The organism is Nonomuraea sediminis (genome assembly GCF_018531495.1).
Taxonomy (GTDB): Bacteria; Actinomycetota; Actinomycetes; order Streptosporangiales; family Streptosporangiaceae; genus Nonomuraea; species Nonomuraea sediminis.
Map to the genome: position 1 here is coordinate 929,387 of NZ_JAHDTI010000001.1, position 25,425 is coordinate 954,811.

General features: G+C 71.0%; 28 protein-coding genes. 20 read left to right on the forward strand and 8 right to left on the reverse strand.

All coding sequences use genetic code 11. From position 1 onward, the window contains the following. Nucleotides 1-52 precede the first annotated feature (52 nt). Nucleotides 53-826 carry a hypothetical protein gene (locus tag KIK09_RS04380; protein ID WP_214317310.1) on the reverse strand — a complete coding sequence of 258 codons (774 nt, stop codon included), beginning with the start codon at nt 824-826 and terminating at the stop codon, nt 53-55. A 125-nt stretch (nt 827-951) separates the two neighbouring features. Here KIK09_RS04380 and arfB point away from each other — a divergent pair, with 125 nt between their 5' ends. The 3 genes from arfB to KIK09_RS04395 all read left to right on the forward strand — a co-directional run bounded on the left by arfB (nt 952) and on the right by KIK09_RS04395 (nt 3,322). Then, the gene (gene arfB, locus KIK09_RS04385) at nt 952-1,359 is read left to right on the forward strand and encodes an alternative ribosome rescue aminoacyl-tRNA hydrolase ArfB (RefSeq protein ID WP_214317311.1); all 408 of its coding nucleotides are present in this window, start codon (nt 952-954) and stop codon (nt 1,357-1,359) included. 389 nt (nt 1,360-1,748) lie between these two features. Then, nucleotides 1,749-2,399: a RibD family protein gene (locus tag KIK09_RS04390; RefSeq protein ID WP_214317312.1), complete on the forward strand. Its 651-nt coding sequence runs from the start codon at nt 1,749-1,751 to the stop codon at nt 2,397-2,399. Continuing rightward, entirely contained in the window at nt 2,396-3,322 is a 927-nt protein-coding gene (locus KIK09_RS04395; protein WP_214317313.1) for a GTP cyclohydrolase, FolE2/MptA family, read from the forward strand. Before KIK09_RS04390 ends, KIK09_RS04395 begins: the two co-directional genes overlap by 4 nt. Before the next feature lie 609 nt (nt 3,323-3,931). Here the strand turns inward: KIK09_RS04395 and KIK09_RS04400 are convergent. After that, entirely contained in the window at nt 3,932-4,501 is a 570-nt protein-coding gene (locus tag KIK09_RS04400; protein ID WP_214317314.1) for a dihydrofolate reductase family protein, read from the reverse strand. Between the two features lie 78 nt (nt 4,502-4,579). On the opposite strand from KIK09_RS04400, the gene KIK09_RS04405 reads away from it, so the two are divergent. Genes KIK09_RS04405 through KIK09_RS04410 form a run of 3 tightly spaced genes read left to right on the forward strand, consistent with a single transcriptional unit; the run spans nt 4,580 to nt 6,457 of the window. Further along, nucleotides 4,580-5,509 carry an FAD-dependent oxidoreductase gene (locus KIK09_RS04405; protein WP_214317315.1) on the forward strand — a complete coding sequence of 310 codons (930 nt, stop codon included), beginning with the start codon at nt 4,580-4,582 and terminating at the stop codon, nt 5,507-5,509. Nucleotides 5,510-5,513: 4 nt separating this feature from the next. Further along, nucleotides 5,514-5,831 (forward strand): aldo/keto reductase, encoded by a 318-nt coding sequence (locus KIK09_RS61000; RefSeq protein ID WP_250572510.1) that lies wholly within the window; start codon nt 5,514-5,516, stop codon nt 5,829-5,831. Next, the gene (locus KIK09_RS04410; protein ID WP_250572511.1) at nt 5,831-6,457 is read left to right on the forward strand and encodes an aldo/keto reductase; all 627 of its coding nucleotides are present in this window, start codon (nt 5,831-5,833) and stop codon (nt 6,455-6,457) included. Before KIK09_RS61000 ends, KIK09_RS04410 begins: the two co-directional genes overlap by 1 nt. A gap of 126 nt (nt 6,458-6,583) precedes the next feature. Here KIK09_RS04410 and KIK09_RS04415 read toward each other — a convergent pair whose 3' ends face one another. Continuing rightward, entirely contained in the window at nt 6,584-8,518 is a 1,935-nt protein-coding gene (locus tag KIK09_RS04415) for an ABC1 kinase family protein (RefSeq protein WP_214317316.1), read from the reverse strand. Nucleotides 8,519-8,527: 9 nt separating this feature from the next. Continuing rightward, complete coding sequence (locus KIK09_RS04420; protein ID WP_308163911.1) at nt 8,528-9,442, reverse strand: acyl-ACP desaturase; 915 nt, start codon at nt 9,440-9,442, stop codon at nt 8,528-8,530. Between the two features lie 63 nt (nt 9,443-9,505). Between KIK09_RS04420 and KIK09_RS04425 the strand changes: the two genes are divergently transcribed. Continuing rightward, complete coding sequence (locus tag KIK09_RS04425) at nt 9,506-9,949, forward strand: NUDIX domain-containing protein (RefSeq protein ID WP_214317318.1); 444 nt, start codon at nt 9,506-9,508, stop codon at nt 9,947-9,949. Here the strand turns inward: KIK09_RS04425 and KIK09_RS04430 are convergent. Beyond that, nucleotides 9,946-10,563: a hypothetical protein gene (locus KIK09_RS04430; protein WP_250572512.1), complete on the reverse strand. Its 618-nt coding sequence runs from the start codon at nt 10,561-10,563 to the stop codon at nt 9,946-9,948. The genes KIK09_RS04425 and KIK09_RS04430 overlap by 4 nt on opposite strands. 36 nt (nt 10,564-10,599) lie before the next feature. Next, nucleotides 10,600-11,379, reverse strand: a complete 780-nt coding sequence (locus KIK09_RS04435; protein WP_372455554.1) for an HAD-IIA family hydrolase — start codon at nt 11,377-11,379, stop codon at nt 10,600-10,602. A gap of 61 nt (nt 11,380-11,440) precedes the next feature. Here KIK09_RS04435 and KIK09_RS04440 point away from each other — a divergent pair, with 61 nt between their 5' ends. Genes KIK09_RS04440 through KIK09_RS04450 form a run of 3 tightly spaced genes read left to right on the forward strand, consistent with a single transcriptional unit; the run spans nt 11,441 to nt 13,320 of the window. Beyond that, complete coding sequence (locus tag KIK09_RS04440) at nt 11,441-12,634, forward strand: M20 metallopeptidase family protein (RefSeq protein ID WP_214317320.1); 1,194 nt, start codon at nt 11,441-11,443, stop codon at nt 12,632-12,634. A gap of 49 nt (nt 12,635-12,683) precedes the next feature. Beyond that, nucleotides 12,684-13,004: a hypothetical protein gene (locus KIK09_RS04445; RefSeq protein WP_214317321.1), complete on the forward strand. Its 321-nt coding sequence runs from the start codon at nt 12,684-12,686 to the stop codon at nt 13,002-13,004. A gap of 4 nt (nt 13,005-13,008) precedes the next feature. Beyond that, nucleotides 13,009-13,320 carry a hypothetical protein gene (locus tag KIK09_RS04450; RefSeq protein ID WP_214317322.1) on the forward strand — a complete coding sequence of 104 codons (312 nt, stop codon included), beginning with the start codon at nt 13,009-13,011 and terminating at the stop codon, nt 13,318-13,320. On the opposite strand, the gene KIK09_RS04455 is transcribed toward KIK09_RS04450, so the two are convergent. After that, entirely contained in the window at nt 13,317-13,790 is a 474-nt protein-coding gene (locus KIK09_RS04455; RefSeq protein ID WP_214317323.1) for a GNAT family N-acetyltransferase, read from the reverse strand. The genes KIK09_RS04450 and KIK09_RS04455 overlap by 4 nt on opposite strands. A gap of 46 nt (nt 13,791-13,836) precedes the next feature. On the opposite strand from KIK09_RS04455, the gene KIK09_RS04460 reads away from it, so the two are divergent. From KIK09_RS04460 to KIK09_RS04495, 8 genes are all read left to right on the forward strand, one after another. Then, complete coding sequence (locus tag KIK09_RS04460; RefSeq protein WP_214317324.1) at nt 13,837-14,577, forward strand: aminotransferase class IV; 741 nt, start codon at nt 13,837-13,839, stop codon at nt 14,575-14,577. Then, nucleotides 14,562-15,542 (forward strand): zinc-binding alcohol dehydrogenase family protein, encoded by a 981-nt coding sequence (locus KIK09_RS04465; RefSeq protein ID WP_372455555.1) that lies wholly within the window; start codon nt 14,562-14,564, stop codon nt 15,540-15,542. The genes KIK09_RS04460 and KIK09_RS04465 overlap by 16 nt, the downstream gene beginning before the upstream one ends. Before the next feature lie 125 nt (nt 15,543-15,667). Continuing rightward, entirely contained in the window at nt 15,668-17,485 is a 1,818-nt protein-coding gene (locus tag KIK09_RS04470; RefSeq protein ID WP_214317325.1) for an ABC transporter substrate-binding protein, read from the forward strand. A gap of 3 nt (nt 17,486-17,488) precedes the next feature. Further along, nucleotides 17,489-18,499: an ABC transporter permease gene (locus KIK09_RS04475; RefSeq protein WP_214317326.1), complete on the forward strand. Its 1,011-nt coding sequence runs from the start codon at nt 17,489-17,491 to the stop codon at nt 18,497-18,499. Continuing rightward, nucleotides 18,496-19,395, forward strand: a complete 900-nt coding sequence (locus tag KIK09_RS04480) for an ABC transporter permease (protein ID WP_214317327.1) — start codon at nt 18,496-18,498, stop codon at nt 19,393-19,395. The genes KIK09_RS04475 and KIK09_RS04480 overlap by 4 nt, the downstream gene beginning before the upstream one ends. Before the next feature lie 2 nt (nt 19,396-19,397). Continuing rightward, on the forward strand, nt 19,398-20,372 hold the full coding sequence (locus tag KIK09_RS04485) for an ABC transporter ATP-binding protein (RefSeq protein ID WP_308163912.1): 975 nt from the start codon (nt 19,398-19,400) through the stop codon (nt 20,370-20,372). Beyond that, nucleotides 20,369-21,379 (forward strand): ABC transporter ATP-binding protein, encoded by a 1,011-nt coding sequence (locus KIK09_RS04490; protein WP_214317328.1) that lies wholly within the window; start codon nt 20,369-20,371, stop codon nt 21,377-21,379. Before KIK09_RS04485 ends, KIK09_RS04490 begins: the two co-directional genes overlap by 4 nt. After that, on the forward strand, nt 21,379-22,197 hold the full coding sequence (locus tag KIK09_RS04495) for a GNAT family N-acetyltransferase (RefSeq protein ID WP_214317329.1): 819 nt from the start codon (nt 21,379-21,381) through the stop codon (nt 22,195-22,197). The genes KIK09_RS04490 and KIK09_RS04495 overlap by 1 nt, the downstream gene beginning before the upstream one ends. Nucleotides 22,198-22,199: 2 nt before the next feature. Here KIK09_RS04495 and KIK09_RS04500 read toward each other — a convergent pair whose 3' ends face one another. Continuing rightward, complete coding sequence (locus KIK09_RS04500) at nt 22,200-23,303, reverse strand: exo-beta-N-acetylmuramidase NamZ family protein (protein ID WP_214317330.1); 1,104 nt, start codon at nt 23,301-23,303, stop codon at nt 22,200-22,202. A gap of 57 nt (nt 23,304-23,360) precedes the next feature. Between KIK09_RS04500 and murQ the strand changes: the two genes are divergently transcribed. Together murQ and KIK09_RS04510 are read left to right on the forward strand one after the other, a co-directional pair. Next, nucleotides 23,361-24,272: an N-acetylmuramic acid 6-phosphate etherase gene (gene murQ, locus KIK09_RS04505; protein WP_214317331.1), complete on the forward strand. Its 912-nt coding sequence runs from the start codon at nt 23,361-23,363 to the stop codon at nt 24,270-24,272. Next, entirely contained in the window at nt 24,265-25,296 is a 1,032-nt protein-coding gene (locus KIK09_RS04510; protein ID WP_308163913.1) for a serine hydrolase domain-containing protein, read from the forward strand. The genes murQ and KIK09_RS04510 overlap by 8 nt, the downstream gene beginning before the upstream one ends. The last annotated feature ends 129 nt before the right edge of the window (nt 25,297-25,425 follow it).

Below are 25,425 nucleotides of genomic sequence, written 5' to 3' on the forward strand. Positions count from 1 at the left end.
CCCGACACAAAAGCCCTACAGATCGCGGCGCAAGAGAGACGCAAGGCAGTGGCTACGGGTGGGGGCGGTCGGTGGTGAGGGTGGCGCGGGCTGGGGGCGCGAAGACGGGCAGGGAGCGGTAGCCGGCGCGGAAGGCGATCGCGAGCAGGCGGAGGAGTTCGTTCTCCGCGTCGTGGCGGAGGATGCCGTGCATGCGTGTCAGGTCGTTGAGGTAGCGCTCGTAGCGGGGCGTCTTGGTGTGGCGGGAGCCGCGCAGGGCCGTGACGACCTTGGATCTGGGTGCGCCGTCCTCGATGAGGGCGGCGACGTCGAGGCGGCGTTCGATGGCGTCGAGCCGGGCGTGGATGCGGGCACGGCGGCGTTCCTCGGGCGTGAGGCGCTCCCTGATCCGCTCGTGGTAGCGGAAGGCGGCGAGGCTGAGTTCGTAGACGCTCCAGGAGTCGTCGACCCGCCGCTCGCACCACACCAGCTGGTCCTCGGCCATCGCCTGGTCCAGCCGGGCCAGCAGCGTCACCAGCCAGAACGTGGCCGCCTCCCTGGCCAGCGACCGCCGGTCCTCCTCGCGCTCCCGTACCTGGCTCAGCCAGAGTCCGCTGGGCGCGATCGCCCCCAGGGCCGTGGACAGGTACTGGTTGAGCAGGAACCCGCTGGCCAGCGCCACGGCGGCCGACGCGCACCCCGTCAGCAGGACCACCGATAAGGCCAGCCAGCGCGCCTGGGGGCCGAAAGGCCGCCCGCGCGCCTGGCACCGCAGCAACAGGAACGCCACCGCCGACAGGATCGCCAGCCCCGCGGTCAACCCGATCTGCCCCGGACTGACCTGCATGGAATCCGCCTCTCCCCCAGGGTGTTGCCTCCATAGTCGCAGCGGCAACGGATGTTGAAAATCCCGTTGCCGTCGGCATATGTCCCTCAGATACGGTGAAAACCCACCACAAAGGAGTTCATGCCATGCCCGGCCCGCTGATCGTCAACGACTCGGTCGTCATCCCCGACGCCGAGCTCATCTGGCGTTTCTCGCGTTCGTCGGGCCCCGGCGGCCAGGGGGTCAACACCACCGACAGCCGGGTCGAGCTCACCTTCGACGTGGCGGCCACGACCGCGCTGCCCGACGAACTCAAGGCCCGCGCGCTGTCGCGCCTGCCAGGCCCCACGATCACGATCGCCGCCTCGGAGTACCGTTCGCAGCTGCGCAACCGCGAGGCCGCCCTGCAGCGCCTGGCCCAGCGCCTGCGCGAGGCCATCGTCCCGCCGCCCAAGCACCGCCGCGCCACCAAGCCCACGCGCGGCTCGGTCGAACGCCGCATCGCCACCAAGAAGCAGCGCTCCGACCTCAAACGCCTCCGCCGCTCCCCGTAGACGCCACTGAAGGCGCGCCCCTCCGCAAAGGCCACGCCGTACGGCTAACGCCGCGCCTGTCCCACAAAGGCCATGCCGTACGGCCGCCGCCGCGCCTATCCCGCCGCCTCCGTAGTGGCCACGTAGTACGACCACGGCTGTCCCACAAAGGCCATGCCGTACGGCCACCGCCGCACCGCCTCCGTAGTGGCCATGCCGTACGGCTGCCGCCACCCCCGCCCACCCCCCGCCGCCGTGCGCGGGCGCCTGTCCTTCACGCCACTCCGGTGATGACGCGTCCCGCCGTTACGCCGTCACCGAAACCACCCCCCGGGACCGCCGGGCACTCGTGGCACCGCAATACAATCCACAACTGTGTTGTATTGAAAGCCCGAGAGAAAGGTGCCGAAGTGGCGACCGATGACGAGGAACGACCCAGGGTGGCCGTGTGCCTGGCGGGCTCATTAGACGGCCGCATCTGGCATCCCGACCAGCAGGTGCTGGGCAGCCGCCGTGACCGCCTGGTCCTCGAGCGGCTGCGCTCCCAGGCCGACCTGCTGCTCTACGGCGCGGGGACCGCCCGCGCCGACCGCAGGGAGATCCGTTTCACGTATCCGGGACTACGGGCGGAGGTGCCCCCGATCGCCGTCGTGGCCACGCGGGCGGACTTCGACTGGGAGAATCCGTTCTGGTCCACCAAATCCCGAAAAATCCTGGTATTGCCGAAGAAGGCCGAGGTCCCGCCCGGCATCGAGGTGCTCGAGGTGGACGACACCCAGGACCTGGCAGGCGTGATCGAGCGCCTCGGTTTCCGCCGAGTGCTGTGCGAGGGCGGCGGGCGCCTGTTCGCCTCGCTCGCCCGCCAGAACCTGGTGGACGAGCTCTTCTACACCGTCACCCCGTGGCTGCTCGGCGGCGACGCCACCCCCGCGGCCGCGTCCGGCCTCGCGCCCCACCGCTACACCCTGGTCGAGGCGAACGTCGCCGACCAGGAGATCTTTCTCCGCTACCGCAGCCCCAACGGCCGTGCCTGGCCGATCGAGGAGGACCTCCGACCATGACCGTTACCACCCAGCCCTATACCGACGACTTCTACGACGTGCCCGCCCAGCAGCCCGCCGTCGGCATCGCGCTCGACCGGGTGGGCGTGCACGGCCAGCGCGCCAGGATCAACGCGGCCGACGACCTGTTCGGCGGCCCGTTCGACCTGCTCTGTGACGTGAACGCCGAGGTCAGCCTGGGTTCCGACCAGCGGGGCATCCACATGTCCCGCATCGAGCGCGCCATCGCCGGGGCGCCGACCGGCCTGTCGCTGCCCGCCGCCGCGCTGGCCATCGCCCGCGAGGTGCGCGACGGCCAGGCGCAGGACTCGGCCCGCGTCACGCTCGCGGCCACGGTCCCGCTGTCCACGCGCACGCCGGTCACCGGCCAGCTCTCCCCCGACACGGCCGACGTCTCGGCGCTGGCCGTCGCGGGCCCGAACCCGTACGTCGAGCTGGCCCTGTCGGCGACCAACATCACCGCCTGCCCCTGCATGCAGGGCTACGCCCTCACCGAACTCGTCACCGAACTGGGCCTCTCCCCCGACGACGGCCGCGCACTGCTCGGCCGCATCCCGATCGCCACCCACAGCCAGAAGGGCAAGGTACGGCTGGCCGTCCGCGCCCCCGCCCCGGAGCAGCTACCCGACTACGCCCTCCTCTACCGAACGCTGTCCGAAGCCACAGCGCTGACGCAGGAACTACTGAAGCGCCCCGACGAATACGAACTGGTCAGGCGCTCCCACCTACGCCCCCAGTTCGTCGAGGACGTAGTCCGCACGACCACCCTCACCCTGGCCCGCGCCCTGTCGAACTCCCCCGCCGACGACATCGAACTCAACATCTCAGCAGAAAGCCACGAATCCATCCACGGCCACAACATCCACGCCACCCTCCACCTCCCCCTCTCCACAGCCCTCACCCACCTCAGCCCCTCGTCCTAGAGCCAGCGAGACGGCATCCGCCCCGGGTCGGCGAACAAGGCGCAAGGCAAACATCCAGCGCCCGTACGGCGGACCAGGACAACCAAGACCACGGCACGGGAGACCACTTCCCGCGCCGGGGGACGGCGAGGACACATGCGGCGGTCGTCTCGCGCCCCGTACGGCGACCCAGGACGACGCCAACCCCGGCACGGACGCTACCCGCGCCGGGGACGGCGAAGAGACGTGCGGCGGTCGTCCGGCCCCCCGTACGGCGGGCCAGGAGGATCACTGTCACGGCACGGGAACCACCTCCCGCGCCGGGGTCGGCGAAGAGCCGTACGACGGTCGTCCGGCGCCCCGTACGGCGGGCCAAGACGACCGGTGTTGCGATGCGGGAGCCCGCCCCCACGCCGAAGGACGGCGAGGAGGGCGGCGGGCGTCCGGCGTCCTGTACGGCGGGCCGTGGGGGCCGGGGTGCCTGGGGTGCGAAGCGCCGTGACGGCGAGAAAGGGGCATCGACTCGCCGGGAGCGCCGGGCGCGGGTCCTCGGCCGGAGTACGGCGGGCGGCTGGTTGCGGCGGCCTCGCCGTACCGGCAATCGCTCAAACTCGCCGTACCGGCGATCCCTCAAGGGCGCGCGTAGGCGGCGATGGTGACGCCCGTGGGCGTGGTTGAGGACTCGGTCAGGCGTAGGGACGTGTACGGAGCACCGTCGGGGAACAGGCGGCGCCCCTGCCCGAGCACCAGCGGGTGGATCATGAAGAGGTATTCGTCCACGAGGTCGTGCCGCATCAGCGTGCGGACCAGGTCGCCGCTCCCGAACACGATCAGCGTCCCGTCGAGCTTGCCGACCGCCTCGGTCACGTCGCCGCGCAGCAGCGTGGAGTTGGCCCATGGCAGCGGCTCGGCCAGGGTGGTCGAGGCGACGTACTTGGTGACGCGGGTGAGCGCCTCGCTGAACGGGTTGCTCTGCTGCGCAGGCCAGAAGGCGGCGAAGTCCCCGTAGGTCCGCCGCCCGGCGAGCAGCGACCATGATCGGCCCATCCGGCGGCCCATGGCCTGCTGCATGGCCGGGTCGTTGCGCTCGGCCGCCCATCCGCCGTGCGGGAAACCGTCGCGCGGGTCCTCGTCGGGCCGTCCCGGGCTCTGCATGACTCCGTCGAGCGTCAGGTGCTCGATCACCACGATCCTGTTCATGCCTCCTACACGAATGTCCTTCTTCCACATCGACACGCCGCCCCGAAAACGTCAGTGGTCTGTGGTGAGGTGGGCGGTATGACGGGCGTGGTGGTGATCGGGGCGGGTGTCAGTGGGCTGACGACGGCGATCTGTCTGGCCGAGGCCGGGGCCGAGGTGCGGGTGTGGGCCGAGCGGCCGCCGCTCGAGACGACGTCGGCGCTGGCCGGCGCGATGTGGGGGCCGTCGTTCCAGCAGCCGGTGGACAAGACGCCGGCCTGGACCGAGCAGTCGCTGCGCGACTTCACCGCGCTGGCGGGGGTGCGGGGCAGCGGCGTGCGGATGGCGCCGGTGCTGACCGTCGGGGAGCTCCCCCCGGTCGACCAGTTGCCGCCGCAGGCGACGATGATCCCCGGCCTGCGGTCCTGTACGGCGGGCGAGCTGCCGGACGGCTACCCGGCGGGCTTCCGCGCCACGATGCCGGTGATCGACATGCCCGTCTACCTGCGTTACCTGACAGGCAGGCTGGCGGAGGCCGGCGTGGAGATCGAGATGCGGCGGGCGTCCGCGCTGTCCGAGGCGGGACCCGTCGTGGTCAACTGCGCGGGGCTGGGCGCCAGGGAGCTGGCGGGCGACGACAGCGTCCGCCCGATGCTCGGGCAGCTGGTCGCCGTGGCGAACCCGGGGCTCGACGAGGTGTTCCTCGAGCTGGCCGCGGCCCGGGAGACCACCCAGTACGTGCCGCACCACGACCGTGTGGTGTGCGGCGGCATCGCGGTGCCCGACGTGTGGGACACCACCCCCGACCCCGGCGTGACCGAGCGCATCCTGGAGCGCTGCGGCCGGGTCGAGCCCCGGCTGCGCGAGGCGAAGGTGCTCGATGTCTGGGTGGGCCTGCGTCCCGACCGGCCCGCCGTGAGGGTGGAGGCCGAGGGCGGCGTGGTGCACAACTACGGCCACGGCGGCAACGGCGTCAGCCTGTCGTGGGGCTGCGCCAGGGAAGCGGCGGCGCTGACCCTGCAAGGATGATCACATGCGATACACCCGCGTAGGTTCCTCCGGGTTGTCGGTGTCGCGGATCGGGCTGGGCATGATGAGCTACGGCGACCCGACCGCCCAGCCCTGGTACCTGGACGAGGAGGCCGCTGAACCGATCGTGCGCAAGGCGGTCGAGTCGGGCGTCACGTTCTTCGACACCGCCGACATGTACTCCGACGGCGCCGGCGAGCGCGTCACGGGACGCCTGCTGGCCCGGCTGTTCCGCCGCCGCGACGACTACGTCCTGGCGACCAAGCTCTACTACCCGACCGGCGCGGGCCCCAACGACCGGGCCTGTCGCGCAAGCACGTGATGGACGCCGTCGACGCCTCGCTGCGCCGCCTCGGCACCGACCACATCGACCTCTACCAGGTGCACCGCTGGGACGACGGCACGCCGATCGAGGAGACGATGACCGCGCTGCACGACGTCGTGCGCGCGGGCAAGGTCCGCTATCTCGGCGCGTCCCTGATGTACGGCTGGCAGCTCGCGAAGGCGCAGTTCACCGGCCCGATCGGGTTCGTGGCGATGCAGACGCGTTACAACCTGCTCTACCGGGAGGAGGAGCGGGAGGTCGTGCCGTTCTGCGCCGACCAGGGCATCGGCGTGCTCCCCTACAGCCCGCTGGCGCGCGGGCGGCTGGCGGGCGTGCGCGACACGGCCCGCGCCCGGCACGAGTCCCCGGCCGAGGCGGGACCCGGGGGCGCGGACATCCTGCGCGCCCTGGACAAGGTCTCCTCCGAGCGGGGCGAGCCGCATGCCCGGGTCGCGCTGGCCTGGCTGCTCGCCCGCCCCGTGGTGAACGCCCCCATCATCGGCGCCACCAAGCTGTCGCACCTGGACGACGCGGTCGCCGCCGTCGACCTGCGCCTCTCGGAGGAGGAGATCGCCGCCCTGGCCGCGCCGTACCAACCTCGCACCCCGTTCGGCTACACCTGAGAAAGACCACCCCCGAGAAAGGCGACGCCCTGAGAAAGGCGACGCCTTGGGGAAGGCCACCCCTGGGGAAGACCACCCCCTGGGGCGGGGCACCGCCTTGAGGGCGGGCATGGCCTGGGGCTGGGGCTATGTTCTGGGGCGGCGGAAGACGACGACCAGGACGCGTAGCGCCAGAATGGCGGCGATGACCAGCAGGTTGTAACCGATCAGCTGGTAGAGGGTGGTGCCCGCGGTGGTCAGGACGGGACCGCCCTCGATGCTGAGCAGGAGCACGCCCATCAGGCCGGACGTCGCCCCCAGCACCGTCAGCAGCACCTGGTGCACCAGGCCGGTGAGATAGCCGCGGTCCCGCTCGTCGGCCAGGAGGCGGACGTTCATGGAGAAGCGGCCGTGCTCGGCCGCGCTGGCGATGCGCTCGACCCGGCGCGGCAGGCGGCGCAGCATCGGCAGCAGCGCCGCCACCTCCTGCGACACCGCCTCCTTGACCCCGCCGGCGGCGGTGAGCTGCTCGGTCAGCGCCCGCTCGCCGAACGCGCGGGCCTCGCCGATCAGGTTGAAGCCGGGCGAGAGGGACACCAGCGTGCCCTCCAGCGTGGCCAGCGCCCGGAAGACGGCCGCGACCTCGGGCGGGATCGACAGGCCGTACTCCGACACGATCCTGAACAGGTCGGTGAACATCTGCACGCTGTCGGTGCCCGGCGCCAGGTGCCTGGCCATGAACTGCCCGAGCGCCCGCTCGAGCGCGGCCTCGTCGATCTCCTCGGGCCTGGGCACGACCTCGAGCAGGGCGTCGGTCACAGCAAGCGGGTCCTGGCGGTTCATCGCCAGCAGGAAGCGCTGCAGCGCCGAGCGGACCGAGGCGTCCAGGCGCCCGACCGAGCCGAAGTCGAGCAGCCCGAGCGTGCCGTCCTGGAGCAGCAGCAGGTTGCCGGGGTGCGGGTCGGCGTGGAAGACGCCCTCGAGCAGGATCTGCCGCAGCAGGCAGTCGAGCAGGTCGCGGGCCAGGCCGGGCCCCTGCTCGCGGGTGGCGTTGATGACCGCCCGGCCCGACAGGCGGGTCATCACGAGCACGCGCTCGGTGCACAGGGCGGGGACCGGCGAGGGGTAGGTGACGGCGCCCGCGCCCGAGGCGGAGACGGCGGCCATGTTGCCCGCCTCGACCCGGAAGTCCAGCTCCTCCCTGATCGCCACCGCGAAGCCCTCGGCCAGGTCGCGCATGCCCAGCGTGCTGCCCCAGCGGGTGCGCGACTCCAGGGTGGCCGCCAGGCGGCGCACGATGTCGAGGTCCTTGGCCACGACCCGGCCGATGCCGGGCCGCTGGACCTTGACGACGACCTCCTCGCCCGAGTGCAGGCGAGCCGTGTGGACCTGCGCGATCGAGGCGGCGGCCAGCGGCGTGCGGTCGACGGAGGCGAAGGCGTCGGCGCCCAGCTCCTGCCGCAGCACCGCCTCGATCTCCTGCCACGGCACGGGCGCCACCTGGTCCTGCAGCTTGCCGAGCTCCTCCACGAACTCCTGCGGCAGCAGGTCGCGCCGGGTGGACAGCACCTGGCCGAGCTTGACGAAGGTCACGCCGCCGTCGTCCAGCGCCTCACGCAGGGATACGGCCAGCCGTACCTTGCCCGAGCGGTCGTCGACCCGGTCGCCGCGCCCGCGCAGGTAGGGGCCGAGGCCGTGGCGGAAGGCGATCCTGGTGATCTGCGAGTAGCGCCTGGCCCGGGAGATCCGGCCGCGCAGCGACCGGAGGAACTCCACGGGCCCCGGGATGGAGCCGGGCGGGATCAGGGCCTCGGCGATCACCAGGACGATCATCGGGATCAGCACGACGCACATGACCCCGAGCAGCAGCACCCACACCGCGCCGACGCCCGGCGCCTGATCGGTATCCGGCTTGCCGAACAGCGAGAAGATCGGCGTCAGCACCGGCTGGGCGATCGAGAACGCCAGCAGCGCGGCGAGGAAGGTCCTGACCGCGCCGAAGCGCACCCCGAGCAGGCGCTGCGCCACGACGGCCAGCGCGATGATCGTGAGGAGTGCGAAGAAAGAGACGATCAGACCCATGAGTCCCGATCATCCCATGCGGGCGCGGCGCTCTTCCCTTCGAGCGACGAAACGGGCGGCCGTCGTCTCGGTCCTCTCCAGGAACGCGGCCAGCTCCTCGCGGGCCTGCTCGCCCTCGGCGTCCAGACCGGTCTTGTCGAACACCGACCACTGCCGCAGCACCGGCATGAGCACGTCGTCCAGGTGCAGGCGCAGGTCATAGATGCCCTCGTTGGCGATGATCATGGCCTTGCGGGTGAAGCCCTCGATGGTGGAGCCCGGCATCTGGAAGGTGGTGACGACGTCGGTGACGGCCCGCATGGTCTGATTGGGGTCCAGCTCGAAGGCCGCGTTCAGCAGGTTGCGGTAGAAGAGCATGTGCAGGTTCTCGTCGGCGGCGATCCTGGCCAGCAGCCGCTCGCAGCCCTCCTCGCCGGAGGCCTTGCCGGTGTTGCGGTGCGCGATGCGGGTGGCCAGCTCCTGGAAGGAGACGTAGGCCAGCTGCCCCAGCATCGTGGTGTACTCGGTCTGGAAGCCGCCCTCCATGTGGACCATGCGGGCGCGCTCGAGGGCGACGGGGTCCACCGCGCGGGTCACGGTGAGGTAGTCGCGGATGGCCACGCCGTGCCGGTTCTCCTCCGCCGTCCAGCGGTGCACCCAGGTGCCCCAGGCGCCGTCGCGGCCGAAGGTGGTGGCGATCTCGTGGTGGTAGCTGGGCAGGTTGTCCTCGGTCAGCAGGTTCACGATCAGTGAGATCCTGGCGGCCTCGGGCAGCTTGGAGTCGCCCTCTTCCCAGGCCCTGCCGCCGTAGGGGCCGTCGAAGTCGCGGCCCTCGCTCCACGGGATGTACTCGTGCGGGAACCACTCCTTGGCCACTTTGTGATGGCGGTCGAGCTCTCCGGCCACGACCGGCTCGAGCTCGTGCAGCAGTTCCGTCTGAGTCATCGCCATGAAGATCGTCTCCCTATGTGGTTACGGGACCGTAGGTAAGGGTACCCTACGGACATTATGCGACCCAGTGTCCGAGGTGTCCTACTTGATCGTGACGAGCAGCTGATCATCTTCAGACGCCTCGTCCCCGACCGCGAGATCTACTGGTCGATCCCCGGCGGCCACGTCGAGCCCGGTGACGACTCGCTGGAGCATACTTTGCGCCGCGAGCTGCTCGAGGAACTCGGCGCGACCGTCACGGGCGTGACCCCGCTGACCTCGCTCAGCTACCCCTGGAAGGACGAGGTTAAAACCCAGCACGTGTACGGCTGCCGCCTGGCCACGCTGGATCCGTCGCTGCGCCACGGTCCGGAGTTCGAGGATCCCTCGCGCGGCGTCTACGAGGTCGTCCGCGTCCCGCTGGATCCGGTGGAGATCACCTCGCGCCACCTGATCCCCGAGCCGGTCGCGGCCTACCTGGCGGAGAACATCACGTCGTTACCCCGGCTGATCCGCACCTAGACCGACTTGTCCTCGATCTCCCACAGGTGGTCGATGACGTGCCAGGCGGTACGGCGCAGCGCGTACGGGACCGGCCAGCCCGTCTCCCCGGGCGGGCGCAGGAACGCCCCCACGAGCTCGGCCCGCATGACGTCGCGGTCGGCGACCGACTTGTACGGCTTGTGGCGGACGCCGAGCTTGCGGGCGTAGGCGCGCTCCGCCTCCGTGACATGGTCGACGACCTTGTCGCGGTCGCGCCCGCCGCCGCGCGGCCCCTTGCGCAGCTCGGCCGGGGCCGTAGCGGCGACCTCGTCGAACAGCTCCCAGGCCGCGCGCAGCAAGGCGACCTGCCGCTCGGCGGCCTGCGGCGACAGCGGCTCGCGGTCGAGCTCCGGGACCGCGAAGGGGGCGCCGAAGTCGGTCATCTGGCTGCCGGGCACGCGCTCCACCACGACCGGGTCTCCCGGCGCGAAGCCGACCCCCGCGCGGGCGGCGATCAGCGCGTAGCGGGGCACGTAGTCCATGAACGTGTCCAGCGCCAGTTCCTCGGACTTGCCGATCCTGCACCAGCCGGGCCAGTCGGCCGAGCAGGCGAACACTTTCTTGGGTCCGAGCTCCAGGTACACGCGGTTCATGCGGCTCAGCCTGCCAGCCATACCTGTCAGGGTGTGTCAGATCAGGTCGATGAGGTCGGCCACCGACTCCACCACCAGCGACGGCCGGTAGGGGAAGCGGTCGATCTGGTCACGCTGGGTGACGCCCGACAGCACCAGGATCGTGTAGAGGCCGGCCTCCATGCCGGAGACGATGTCGGTGTCCATCCGGTCGCCGATCATCGCGGTCGTCTCGCTGTGGCCCTCGATGGCGTTGAGCGCGGAGCGCATCATGCGCGGGTTCGGCTTGCCGACGAAGTACGGCTCCACCCCGGACGCCTTGGTGATCATGGCGGCGACGGCGCCGCAGGCAGGCAGGGAGCCCTCGGTCGAGGGGCCCACCGGGTCGGGGTTGGTGGCGATGAAGCGGGCGCCGCCCTCGATGAGGCGGATGGCGCGGGTGATCTGGGTGAAGCTGTAGGTCCTGGTCTCGCCGAGCACGACGTAGTCAGGGTCGAGGTCGGTCAGGATGTAGCCGACCTCGTGCAGCGCGGTCGTCAGCCCGGCCTCGCCGATCACGTACGCCGAGCCGCCGGGCCGCTGGTCGTCCAGGAACTGGGCGGTGGCCAGGGCGGAGGTCCAGATCGACTCGGGCGGGACCTCCAGGCCCGCCTGGCCGAGCCGCACCGACAGGTCGCGCGGCGTGTAGATCGAGTTGTTGGTCAGCACGCGGAACTTCTTGTCCGAATCGCTCAGCCGCTTGATGAACTCCTCGGCGCCGGGAACCGGCCGCCCCTCGTGCACCAGGACGCCGTCCATGTCGGACAGCCATGAGTCGATCCGCTTACGCTCGGTCACCCGCCCATGGTAGCGAGCCACACATATCGACATTGGTACCGGCATATGAAGAATGTTCTCCATGTCGTTCACTGAATCCGCGCAGGACCTGCGCGACGAGCTCGTCCAGCTGCGCCACTCGCTGCACACCACGCCGGAACTCGGGCTCCAGCTCCCGATGACCCAGGAGAAGGTGCTCGCGGCGCTGGACGGGCTCCCGCTGGAGATCACCACGGGCACGGCGCTGAGCTCGGTCACGGCGGTGCTCCGTGGCGGCGGGAACGGCCCCGCCGTACTCCTGCGTGGCGACATGGACGCACTGCCGGTCACCGAACGTAACGATCTGCCCTTCATCTCCCGGCACGAGGGGCAGATGCACGCCTGCGGGCACGACCTGCACACCACGATGCTGGTCGGCGCGGCCAAGCTGCTCAGCGCCCGGCGCGAGGAGCTGGCCGGGGACGTGGTGTTCATGTTCCAGCCGGGCGAGGAGGGCCATGAGGGCGCCAAGGTCATGATCGAGGAGGGTGTGCTCGACGCGGCAGGCGAGCGGGTCGTCGCGGCGTACGGCATGCACGTGGTGTCCTCGATGCTGCCGCCGAGCCTGTTCGCCAGCCGGCCTGGGCCGGTCATGGCGGCGGCCGACGTGTTCGAGGTGACGGTGAAGGGCCGCGGCGGCCACGGCTCGAGCCCGCACCGGGCGCTTGACCCGATCCAGGCGGGCTGCGAGATGGTGGGCGCGCTGCAGACGATGGTGACCAGGACGTTCGACGTGTTCGACCCCGTCGTGGTGACGGTCGGCAGCTTCCACGGCGGCACCGCCGACAACGTCATCCCCGACGAGGCCCGCTTCGAGGCGACCGTGCGCACCTTCTCCAAGGAGAACCGGGCGCTGGTCAAGCGGCGGCTGGTGGAGGTCGTGGAGGGCATCGCGGCCGCGCACGGGCTGAGCGTGGATGCCTCGTTCGGCATGGGCTACCCGGTCACGGTCAACAATCCGGGTGAGGCCGACTTCGTGGCCGGCACGGCCGACGAGCTGTTCGGTCCCGGCCGGTTCCTCGTCACGCCGAACCCGGTGATGGGCTCGGAGGACTTCTCCTACGTGCTGGAGAACGTGCCGGGGGCCTTCGTGTTCCTGGGCGCGTGCCCGCCTGACAGGGATCCGGCGACGGCCCCCTACAACCACTCCCCGGAAGCCAGGTTCGACGACGCCGTACTGCCCGACGGCGCCGCCCTCTACGCCGCGCTGGCGGCGGGCAGGCTGGGCAGGGGCTGAGTAGCCCCTACTCATGACGGTGGCCCCGGCCTCCGCCGACCATCGGGGCATGGCATTCGCAGACGAGTACGCCTCGAGGCTGGCGGACGCCGGGATCAGCGTGGACCCGGGGTCACTGCCCGACGAGGAGACGGTGAGGCAGTCGCTCGACGCCTGCTTCACCTGGTTCTTCGCACTGAATCCCGCGCTGCGGGAGGGGTTCGACGAGGGCACGGTGGAGTTCGCGCTGTGCCACGTGCTCGCCGAGCCTGAGTTGAACGTCGCGCCGGCCCTGGCGGGCCTGTTCGAGGCGTTCGATCAGGTCTCCGGCAAGTCGCTGTCGGAGCTGCTGCAGATCGCGAACGACGCGATCCCGTCCGGAGTGGGGTGAGGACATGGCCGTCCAGGAATTCGGCGAGTGCTACGCCGAGCGCGTCGGCACCACCGTCGACTCGATCATCGACGACCTCAACCGGGCGGGCGCCGAGGACATCAAGCGCTTCCTGACCTGGTGGCGCAGCCTCAGCGACGCCGACCGCGCGCTGGCAGGAATCCTGGCCAGCATCGCGACGGCGGTGCTGCTGAAGGTGCTGACCAAGGCCGTCTCGCAGGTGCTCGGGATGTGCATCCTGGGCCTGCTCGGGGGCGCCTCCTGGGTCCTGCTGATCAAGTCGGCGGTGGAGTGCGAGCCCAGGCTGGACGTCTAGCTCTTGGCGAAACGCTCCAGCGCCTCACCGTCCAGGCGGCACGGGACCCACTCGGGCAGCTCGCGGGCGCCGATGGCGCGGTAGAAGTCGCGCGAGGGCGAGTTCCAGTCCAGCACCTGCCACTCGAAGCGGCCGTAGCCGCGCTCGACCGCGAGCGCGGCAAGCGCCTTCAGCAGGTCCCTGCCGAAGCCTGAGCCGCGGTGCTCGGGCCGCACGAACAGGTCCTCCAGGAACAGCGTGCGCAGCCCGGTCCAGGTGGAGAACGTGACGTACCAGAAGGCGAACCCCGCCACGCGCCCGTCCTCGACCTCGGCCAGGTGGCAGCCGGCCACCGCCTGCGGCCCGAACAGCGCCCCTGCCAGCTGATCCTCGGTGACCCGCACCTGGTGCGCCTCGCGCTCGTAGGCGGCCAGGTCGGTGATCAGGCCGCGGATCGCGGGCACGTCATCGGGCGTTGCGGGACGAATCATGCCTACCAGGACACCCGGCTCGCCCGGCTGGCGTCAAACTGGAGACATGATCGATCGTGTCGCCATTGACGGACGGCCCGCCGGCGCCGCCGACCTGGGCCTGGCCGTCTCGGCCCGCTGGGGCCACTTCACCGCCATGCAGGTACGGCAGGGCCGCGTACGAGCCCTGGACCTGCACCTGGCCCGCCTGGAGGCCGCCAACCTGGAACTGTTCGGCGAGCCCCTGGACACCGGGCTGGTGCTGGAGTCCATCAGGCAGGTGCTGGTGCCCGACGCCAGCGTCCGCGTCTACGTGGTGGACCGGGGCGGCCTGCACATCGTGGCCACCGCGCAGCCACCGCGCGGCTGGCCGGACGGGCCGCTGACCACCTCGACCTACGGCTACCAGCGTTTCGTCCCGCACATCAAGCACGCCAGCGGCTTCGCGCAGAGCTACATCGCCCGCCGGTTCCCCGCCGCCGACGAGGTGCTCCTCACCGCCCAGGACGGGCGCATCTCGGAGGGCACGATCTCCAACCTGGGCTGCTTCGACGGCGAGCGGATCGTCTGGCCCGACGCGCCGATGCTGCGCGGGATCACCATGCAGATCCTGGAGCGTAGCCCGCTGGAGTTCGTCCGCCGGCCGCTGACCGCCGCCGACCTGCCAGGCTTCCCCGCGGTCTTCTTGACCAATTCCTGGGGCGTGGTCGCGGTGGGCCGGGTTGACGATCTCGCGCTGAAGGTGGACGAAGGAGCCATGGGACGAGTGATCGAGGCGTTCGAGAGCACACCGTGGGATCCGATCTGATGCGCGCCTGGGCCGTCTCCGGCGACGACAGGCTGCTGGAACCGCTCGAGCGCCCGGTGCCGGAGCCGGACCCCGGCGAGGTGCTCATCCGGGTGGAGGCGTGCGCGGTCTGCCGCACCGACCTGCACCTGGCCGAGGGCGACCTGCCCGCGAGGAAGCCGCTGACGACTCCCGGCCACGAGGTGGTCGGGCGGGTGGTCTCCGGCCCGCGGCGGGGCGAACGCGTGGGCGTGGCCTGGCTCAGGTCCACCTGCGGCAGGTGCCGCTACTGCCTGCGCGGCGACGAGAACCTCTGCCCGTACTCCACCTACACCGGCTGGGACGCCGACGGCGGGTACGCCGAGTACCTGACCGCCAGGCCCGACTACGTCTACCCGCTGCCGGAGGACGTGCCGGCCGAACGGCTGGCGCCGCTGCTGTGCGCGGGCATCATCGGCTACCGTGCGCTGCTGCGCTGCGACCTGCCGGAGGGCGGCAGGCTGGGCATCTACGGCTTCGGCGCCTCGGCACACCTGACCGCGCAGGCGGCCATCGCCCAGGGCGCCACCGTGCACGTGGTGACCCGGGCGGCCGCGGCGCGCACGCTGGCCCTGGAGCTGGGCGCCGCCTCGGCCACCGCGGACGAGCCGCCCGAGCCGCTGGACGCCGCGATCCTCTTCGCCCCCGTCGGCACCCTGGTACCTCCGGCGCTGGAGGCGCTGGACCGCGGGGGGACGCTGGCGGTGGCCGGGATCCACCTGACCGACATCCCGGTGCTGAACTACGAGCGGCACCTGTTCCAGGAGCGGACGCTGCGCAGCGTGACCGCCAACACGCGGGCCGACGGGCGCGCCTACCTGCGCCAGGCGATCGCCCATCCGCCCGAGGTGACCACGACGCCCTATCCGTTCGAGGCCGCGGACCGCGCGCTGGCCGACCTGGCCGGCGACCGCGTCCGTGGCGCCGCCGTACTGCTGCTGTCGTGACATGCCCGGACGTCCATGAAGGAAAGTTACATTCACCTCACAACATCTGGAGATTATTGACGCAACCGTTGCGTGACCATAGGGTCCGGGTCATCCCCAGGAACTAACCCCCGGAGCCGTACAAGATGAAGCGACTAGCAGCGGTAGTGGCGTTGCTGGGCATGGCCACCGCAACGGCGGCGTGCAGCGGTGGATCCACCGGCAAGTCCCCCTCTGGCGGCGGTGGCGGGCTCTTCACCGCGATCGACGTGAACCGCCCTGGCATCGACGCCAGCGCACCGGCGAACCCGTACAACCCCAAGGGCAACTCGTTCTTCGGTTACAACGGCTGGAAACTCGCCTGGTACAAGAACGACCTGACCAACCCGAACGTGTTCAACCCGGGTGCGGCGGCCAGCTGGGACATCGCTCCGGACAACTCCTCGGTCACCATCCACCTGCAGCCGGGCGGCAAGTGGTCCGACGGCAAGCCGGTCACCGCCGAGGACGTCAAGATGTCCATCGGCATCGCCTACACCCAGGGCAGCACCGCCTTCTCGATCACGCCTGGCGCCGCCGGCGTGGCCGCCGACGTGCAGGTGGTCGACGACCACACGGTCAAGGTCACCCAGGACATGAAGAACCCGAGCGTGAAGTTCGCCAGGGGCGTGCTCGACATCTGGGTCCTGCCGCAGCACGTCTGGAGCAGCCAGCTGCCCGCCGACTTCTGGGACAAGCTGAAGGCCGCCCGCGGCACCGGCGCCGACGCCGACAAGGCGCGCGAGGAGGTCCAGGGCCTGGCCGAGAAGATCATCGCCTTCAACCCCGGCAAGGACGTCACCGCCGGCCCGTTCGTCCTCGAGCGGGTCAACCCGGGCGAGGCACTGCTGGTGAAGAACAAGAACTTCTACAACGCCGCGAACGTGGCGCCCGACCAGGTCAAGATGCTCAACTACTCGGGCAACGAGCAGATCTGGAACTACCTGATCGCCGGCAAGCTCGACCACGTGGGCTTCACCGCGGCCCCGGCCGACGTGATGAACCGCATCAAGCAGGCGCCCGGCAGCAACATCATCAAGGGCTTCTCCCCGGTGTCGGTGGGCATGGCGTTCAACCAGTCCAAGAAGCCCTACGACAACGTGCACGTACGGCGCGGCCTGGCCTACCTGATCGACCGCGACCAGGTCACCAAGGTGGCCTCGCCCGAGGGCGGCACCCCGGCCGCCACGACCTCCGGCATCCACCAGAAGCCGGCCCAGGCCTGGCTGGACGGCGAGCTGTCCAAGCTGAACCCCTACCAGCACGACCAGGCCAAGGCCGAGGAGGAGTTCAAGGCGGCCGGCCTGCAGAAGAAGGACGGCAAGTGGGCACTTGCCGACGGCACGCCGTGGAAGGTCTCGATGACCGCGCCCAACGGCTTCTCCGACTGGATCTCCGCCCAGGACAACATCAAGAGCCAGCTCATCGCCGGCGGCGTCGACGCCGAGGTCAAGACCGTCGCCGACTACCCGCTCTACCTGCAGGAGCTCTCGGCAGGCAAGTACGACGTCGGCTTCTGGCTGATCGCGCTCGGCCCCGCGCCGTACGACATCTTCGCCCGCCTGTACGGAGTCTCCAACGGCTGGACGAACGTGGCAGGCAAGATCGCGCACAGTGCGCCCGGCAAGGGCGGCAACTGGATGGGCGGCCCGGAGACGATCGACGTCGACGGCGTCGGCAAGATCAACCCCGGTGAGCTCGCCGGCAAGCTGAACAGCGTCTCCGCCGAGGAGGCCAAGCCGGTCATGCTGCAGCTGGCCAAGGCCGCCAACCAGGACCTGCCGGTCATCCAGCTCTGGGACTACATCAACACCCAGTTCACCAACACCAGCCGCTGGACCGGGTGGCCCGAGCAGGACAGCGACATCCTCCGCACCCCTGCGGGCGTCTGGATCGCGCTCGGGATGATCAAGAAGAAGCAGTAGTTCATGACGGTTCTCATCAGGCGCCTCGCGGGCCACCTGGCCCGCGGGGTCGTCATGATCCTCGTAGTGGCGACGATCAGCTTCTTCATCGTGCGGAACATCCCCGGTGACCCGATCGCCGCCCACTACCAGAAGCTGGTCGAGACGGGCATGTCGCCGGAGGCGGCCAAGCAGGCCACCGCCGTCATGTACGGGTTCCTGCCCGACGGCAGCATCTGGGAGCAGTACCGCGACTTCATCGGCGGCCTGTTCAGGCTGGATCTCGGCGTGTCGGTCACCCACCCGGGCCAGCCGGTCACCGCGGTGCTGGCCGAGGCCACCAAGTGGACCGTTCTACCGGTGCTGGCGGGAACGCTGCTGAGCTTCCTGGTCGGCATCATCATGGGCGTCTACGCCGCGATCAAGCGCACCGGCAAGCTGGGCGACGCGCTGGCCATCTCCGGCTCGCTGCTGCACGGCATCCCGCAGTACGTCATCGCGCTGGTGCTGAGCGCCATCTTCGCCACGCTGATCCCGATCCTGCCCGCCGACGGCCCGGTCGACATCCTGTACGAGCCGGGCTTCAACGCCGGGTACATCGGCTCGCTGATCCAGCACGCGATCCTGCCGGTCTGCACCTACGCGCTGTCGGCCTACGGCGGCTGGATCCTGGCCATGAAGTCCAGCGTCGTCACCGTGCTCGGCGACGACTTCATCCTGGCCGCCGAGCTGCGCGGGATGAAGCGGTCGATCGTCTTCCGCTACGTGGCGCGCAACGCGATCCTGCCGCTGTTCACGATCCTGGCGCTCTCGCTCGGGCTGCTGCTTGGCGGCGCGGTGTTCATCGAGCGGATCTTCAACTACCCGGGCCTGGGCCAGCTGCTCATCGACAGCATGAGCGACCGCGACTACGCCCTGATGGGCGGCGCGTTCCTGCTGATCACGGTGGCCATCATCGTGGCCAACATCCTGGCCGACCTGTTCTACTCGGTCATCGACCCGCGGGTCCGCTCCAGCGAGGAGGTCAGCTCATGAGCGTTCTGTTGGAGAGCTCGGCGACGGCCTCGACGCTGCGGCGCAACTTCTGGGCCGGCGTGTGGCGGGTGATGAGGCGCAAGCCCAGCCGCATGGTGGGCGTGGTCATCCTGGTCGGCTTCGTGTTCATGGCCGTGTTCGGGCCGATGTTCTACCCCGACCACCTGCCCGGCGATCCCAACCAGATCACCAGGCCGCCCAGCGCGGAACACTGGCTCGGCACCGACGACCAGGGGCGTGACGTCATCGCCCTGGTCATCACCGGCTCCCGGTACGTGCTGACCGCCGCGCTGGTGACCGCGGTCATCACGGTCGTGCTCGGCACCGCGATCGGGCTGTTCTCCGGCTTCAAGCGCGGCCGATGGGACACCGTGCTCATGCGGCTGACCGACATGAAGCTGACCATCCCCGGCCTGCCGCTGCTGCTGGTGCTGTCCACGGTGTGGAAGTTCGGCAGCGCGCTCACCATGGGCCTGGTGCTTGGCCTGCTCAGCTGGGGCGGCGTGGCACGAGCCGTACGGTCGCAGACGCTGTCGCTGCGCGAGCGCGGCTTCATCGAGGCGGCGCGCGGGCTGGGGCTGTCCACGAACCACATCGTGGGCAAGGAGCTGCTGCCGAGCATGGCGCCCTACATCGCGATGAACATGCTCATCGCGGTAACCGGCGGCGTCTACTCCCAGGTCGGCCTGTTCTTCCTCGGCGTGCTGCCCTATGAGGCCAACAACTGGGGCCAGATGCTCAACACCGCGGTCTTCCGCTCCGGCGCGCTGACCACCCCGCAGGGGCTGGGCTTCCTGCTCGGCCCGCTGCTGGCGATCCTGCTGCTCACGCTCGGCATCGTGCTCGTGGTCGACGCCATGGACGAGATCTTCAACCCCAGGCTGCGTGAGGAATAAGAGTGACCGAACAAGCACCGGGAGTGCGGATCAGTGGCCTGACGGTCACCTACAACGACCTGCCCGCCGTCCGCGACGTCAGCCTGACGCTGGAGCCCGGCTCGATCACCGGCATCGTCGGCGAGTCGGGTTCCGGCAAGTCCACGCTCGCGCTGTCGCTGCTGAACGCCGTGCAGCCGCCCGGCAGGATCGCGGCGGGCAGCGTGGAGATCGACGGGCTCGGCGACGTGGTCGGGTTCCGGGGCGAGCAGCTGCGCAAGGCCAGGGGCGCCAAGATCGGGTACGTCTTCCAGGCGGCGCAGAACTCCCTCAACCCGCTCAAGACCGTCGGCAAGCAGCTGCTCGACCTGGGCCGCTCGCACGGCGTGGAGGACCTGCGCGGCCTGGTCAGGGAGGCCAAGGAGCTGCTGGCCAGGATGGGCCTGGACGGCGCCCGCGTCCTGGACTCCCACCAGCACGAGCTGTCGGGCGGCATGCGCCAGCGCGTCGGCATCATGCTCGCGCTCGTTCTCAACGCCCACCTGGTCGTGCTGGACGAGCCGACGACCGCACTCGACATGATCACACAGGCCAACATCCTGAAGATCGTCCGTGAGGTGCACGCCGAGCGCGGCCTGACCACGCTGGTCATCACCCACGACATCGGCGTCGTCGCCGAGGTCGCCGACAGGCTCGCGGTCATGTACGGCGGGCGGCTGGTGGAGCAGGGACCCACCCGCGACGTGCTGGCCAAGCCCAGCCACCCCTACACCGCGGGCCTGATCCGCGCCATCCCGCGCCTGGTCGGCGACCTGGACGAGGCCAGGGCGCTGCCCGGCAGGCCGCCCACGCTGGCCACCGTGCCCAAGCAGGGCTGCGTGTTCAGGGAGCGCTGCGCGCTGCGGATGGACGTGTGCGACACCGTCGACCCCGACGCCGTCGCGCACGGGCCGCGGATCGTGGCCTGCCATGCGGTGACCGTGAAGGAGCACGCGTGATTACCGGCGAAGGCATCGTCAAGACGTTCAAGCAGCGCGGCAAGGTGCTCGGCGCACGCGAGGTGCGGGCGCTGCGCGGCGTCGACTTCGCCATCCCCAAGGGCGGCGCGGCCTCGTTCATCGGCGAGTCCGGGTGCGGCAAGACCACGCTCGGCCGGATCATCGCCGGGCTGGAGACCTACGACGGCGGCGAGATCACCATCGACGGCACCGCGATGTCGCCGCTGAAGCCCAAGCGGCGCCAGCCGCACTTCCGCAAGATCCAGATGATCCACCAGGACCCGTACTCGGCGCTGAACCCGACGCGGACCATCCATCAGACGCTGCACGCGCCGCTGAAGCTGCGCGCCGGGCAGACGGGGCGGGACGCCCGCTGGATGGAGGAGCGGGCCGCCGAGGTGCTTTCGCTGGTCGGGCTGGACCCCGGCACGGTGCTGTCGCGGTATCCGCACCAGCTGTCGGGCGGCATGCGCCAGCGCGTGGTGATCGCCCGCGCGCTGACCGTCGACCCGGAGATGCTCGTCGCCGACGAGGCGGTCTCCATGATCGACGTCTCGCTCCGGCTCGGCATCCTGGGGCTGCTGAAGGACCTGCGCGAGCGGCTCGGCGTGAGCGTGCTGTTCATCACCCACGACGTGGCCACCGCCCGCTACATCGGCGGCGACGGCGAGCTGTACGTCATCTACCGCGGCCAGGTCGTCGAACGCGGGCCCGTCGACACGGTGATCGCCGACCCGGTGCACCCCTACACGCAGTCGCTGCTGTCGGCCATCCCGGTGCTGCACGGGCTGGAGCGGCCCGGCTCGCAGCCGGTCACGCCGGTCGAGGCGCTCGACGCCGACCAGGAGCCCACCGGGTGCCTGTTCGCCAGCCGCTGCCCCTTCAGCACCGAGCGGTGCGTGTTGGAGGCGCCGGCCCTGGGGATCTCCGACGGGTACCCGCAGGAGCACGCCTGCTTCTACCCCGAGCGGCGCGACGTGATCGCCCGTCCGATGAGCGAGGTGTGATGGAGGCCGCCGACATCGCACGGGCGGCGCTGGTGTTCGACGCCGACTCCGCCGCCGCCCTCCCCCGCCGGCTGGGCGCGCCCCCGGACGGGCGGCGGTGGACCTCCGTGGTCACCGACGCCGGGCTGGTGTTCGCCTCGGTGTCCGGGCGCGACCCCGGGGTCGGGCACATCGACCTGCTCGCCGTACATCCCGATCAGCAGGGCAAGGGGCACGGGCGGGAGCTGGTGCGCGCGGCCGAGGAGTGGCTGCGCGCGCAGCCGGTCAACGAGGTGCGCTTCGCCGGCAATCCGCCGTGCTACGCCTGGCCGGGGATCGACGTGCGCTACACCGCCGCCGCCTGCCTGGCCGAGAGCCTGGGCTACGAGCGCTACCACGTCGCCTGGAACATGACGGCCGACCTGAGCGCGGACCTGTCCGTCGAGGACGACCTGGTACGGCTGGCCGCGCAGGGCGTGACGGTGGGCAGCGGGGAACGCGAGCGGGTGGCCGAGTTCGCCCGCGAGCACTGGAACGACAACTGGGCCTGGGAGGCCGCCAACGCGGCCGGGCTGCACCACGCCGAGCGGGACGGGAAGATCCTGGCCTTCGCCGCGTGGGGCGCGCGCCCGGCGTGGTTCGGGCCGATGGGCACCGCGCCCGAGGCCCGCGGGCTGGGCCTGGGCGGCGTGCTGCTCAAGCGCTGCCTGGCCGAGCAGCGCGCCGCCGGGCAGTCCCACGCCCAGATCGGCTGGGTCGGGCCGCTGCGGTTCTACTCGCGCGCCGTGGGCGCGCGAGCCGAACGCGTCTTCTGGCTCTACCGTCGCGAACTGGCGTGATGTCAGTAGAGGAGCGGTCCATCGGGGTGGGAGGGCGCCGGGCACAGGTCCCGTGGGTCCTGCCCGGCGTCCAGGCTTCGGGTGAGCGTGTCCGAGCCCCACAGGTGGTCCATGAACAGCTCGGGCCCCCACCAGGCCAGCTCGCCCGGGTAGAGCGTGCGGGCCACGTGCAGCATGGACAGCCCGGTGTGCACCGGCCTGAAGGCGGACCTGTCCGTCACGTGCAGCTGCACCCCGCGGACCGGCACGCCGGCGTGCTTGTGGAAGGTGGGCGTGAACCACGTCTCCCTGAAGCGCACCCCGGGCAGGCCCAGCTCGTTGAGCGCGGGCGCGAAGCGCTCGTCCACGTACGGGGCGCCGATCAGCTCGAACGGGCGGGTGGTGCCGCGGCCCTCGGAGAAGTTCGTCCCCTCGAACAGCCCGGTGCCCGGGTAGACGGTGGCGGTGTCGACGGTCGGCATGTTGACCGACGGCATCACCCAGGGCAGCCCGGTCTCCGCATACGTCATGTGCCGCAGCCAGCCGCGCATCTCGATCACCTCGGCGCCCAGCCCGAAGGCCAGCGCCAGCTCGCCGGGGGTCCTGCCGTGCCTGATGGGCAGCGGGAAGCGACCCACGAAGCTGGCGAAGGCGGGATCGAGCAGGGGGCCTTCGGCCACCTCGCCGCCCAGCGGGTTGGGCCGGTCGAGCACGACGAAGCGGACGCCGAGCCTGGCGGCCGAGGCCATCAGGTCGTACATGGTCCACACGTAGGTGTAGAAGCGGGCGCCCACGTCGGCGATGTCGAACACCAGCGTGTCCACCCCGGAGGCGGCCACCACCTCGTCCAGGGCCTCGCCCTCGACCTTGTGGGTGTCGTGGACGGGCAGCCCGGTCCCCGGGTCGACGCCGTCCGGCTCACTGCCCGCGGCCTGGGCGGTGCCGCGCATCCCGTGCTCGGGCCCGAACAGCGCGGTCAGCGGCACGCCCGCCGCCAGCAACGCCCGCGTGGTGGGGGTCAGGTCGCGCAGCACGCCCGTGGGGTTGGTGATCAGTCCAAGGCGGCGGCCACCGGCCAGTCCGGGATCCGCGGCCAGCCGTTCGGCTCCGGTTCTCACATATGACACTCGGGTATTGTCTGAAAGATATTTACAAAAGAGAAGCAGAGGGTGGAAATTAGCGTCATGATTGATCCGCTACGCGAGCCGTCCACCGAGCAGAGCGACCCCCGCTACAGCCAGATCGACCGGCTGCCGACCGAGCAGATCGCCCGCTTGATGAACGAGGCCGACGCCGCGGTGCCCGCCGCGGTCGCGGTGGTCGTGCCGGCCATCTCCGCGGCCGTCGACGCGATCGTCGCGCGCATGGCCTCGGGCGGGCGCCTGCTCTACGTCGGCGCCGGCACGTCAGGACGGCTCGCGGTGCTCGACGCCTCGGAGTGCCCGCCCACGTTCGGCACCGACCCGTCGCTGGTGCAGGGCATCATCGCGGGCGGGCTCGACGCGCTGACCCGCTCGGTCGAGGGCGCGGAGGACGACGCGGAGGCGGGCGCCGCGGCCATCGCGGAGCTGGCGGTCGGCCGGCTCGACAGCGTGGTGGGCATCTCCGCCAGCGGACGGGCCCCTTTCGTGCTGGGCGCGCTCGCCGAGGCGACCCGGCGTGACGCGCTGACCGTTGGCCTGTCGTGCAACGAGGAGGCGCCGCTGTCGGCCGCCGCCGAGCACGGCATCGAGGTCGTGGTGGGACCCGAGGTGGTGACCGGCTCGACGAGGCTGAAAGCGGGCACCGCGCAGAAGCTGGTGCTCAACATGATCTCGACCATCTCCATGATCAAACTTGGCCGGACCTATGGCAACAAAATGATCGAGATGTCGGCCATGAACTCCAAGCTGGCCGAACGGGCCGTGCGCATGGTCGCCGACATCACCGGCACCGACGCCGACACGGCCCGCAAGGCGCTGGACGAGGCCGACGGGCAGGCGAAGGTGGCGGTCGTGATGATCGAGCACGGGGTGGCGGCCGACGCCGCGCGCGCCCTGCTCGAGTCGCACGGCGAACGGCTCGGCGAGACGCTGGAGCAGGTGCAGGGTGGCTGACCGGCTGGCGGAGATCCTGGCCGACGCCGTGCCGCGGGTCGCCCCGGCCGCCGTCGCGCTGATCGCCGTGGACGGCGCCGTGGTGGCCTCGCACGCCGCCGGCGAGCTGGTCCGCTACACCGGCACCGACTTCACCCTGGCCGCGCAGCGGCCGCCCGCCGGGCGCGACTCCGTCTTCGACCTGGCCTCCATCAGCAAGCTCTTCACCACGGCGGCCATCCTGTCCCTCGTCGAGGACGGCGTCCTGGCCCTGGACACGCCCGTCGCCGAGTGGCTGCCGGGCCGCGACCCGCGCATCACGCTGCGCCGCCTGCTCACCCACACCGCGGGGCTGCAGCCCACCCGCCGCATCGACCTGGAATTGCCCGACGCCGACCCGGCCACCCGGATGGCCGCCATCGTCGACACGCCCGTCACGGGGCCGGTCGGCGGGCCGTACCTCTACACCGACGTCGGCATGGTCACCGCGGGACGCGTCGCCGAGATCGCCGCGGGCCTGCCTTTGGACGAGCTGGTGCGCGCGCGGGTCACCGCGCCGCTCGGCCTGGACGACACCGGCTACCGGCCCGGCGCCTCGCCGCGGGTGGCGGCCACCGAGTGGAAGCCCGAGCGCGGCGGCATCGTGCGCGGCGACGTGCACGACGAGACCGCCTACGGCCTGGGCGGGGTGGCCGGGCACGCGGGGCTGTTCTCCACCGCGGACGACGTGCTGCGCTTCGGCGAGACGGTGCGGCTGGGCGGCGGGCCGATCCTGCGCCCCGCGACGGTCGCCGAGATGCTGCGCGACCAGGGCGCCGAAGGCGCGGCCTTCCGGCACGGGCTGGGCGTGCGCCTCGGTGATCCGGCCATCGTGGGGCCGCTGACCGATGCGTTCGGGCACTCCGGATTCACCGGCACCTCCCTGGTCGTCACCGCCCGCACCACGGTCGTCCTGCTCACCAACGCCGTCCACCCGATCCGCGGCCGCGACGGGATCCGCTCCCTGCGCCACGCGGTCGCCGCCGAGGCCGCGCGTCTCTCCTGAGGTACGGCGAGCCCCCGCCACCGGCCGCCCGCCGTACTCCGGCTGAGGGCCCGCGACCGGCGCTCGCGGCGAGTCGGGGATCCTTGCCCGCCGTCACGGCGATGCGTGATCCGGGCACCACGGTTCTCC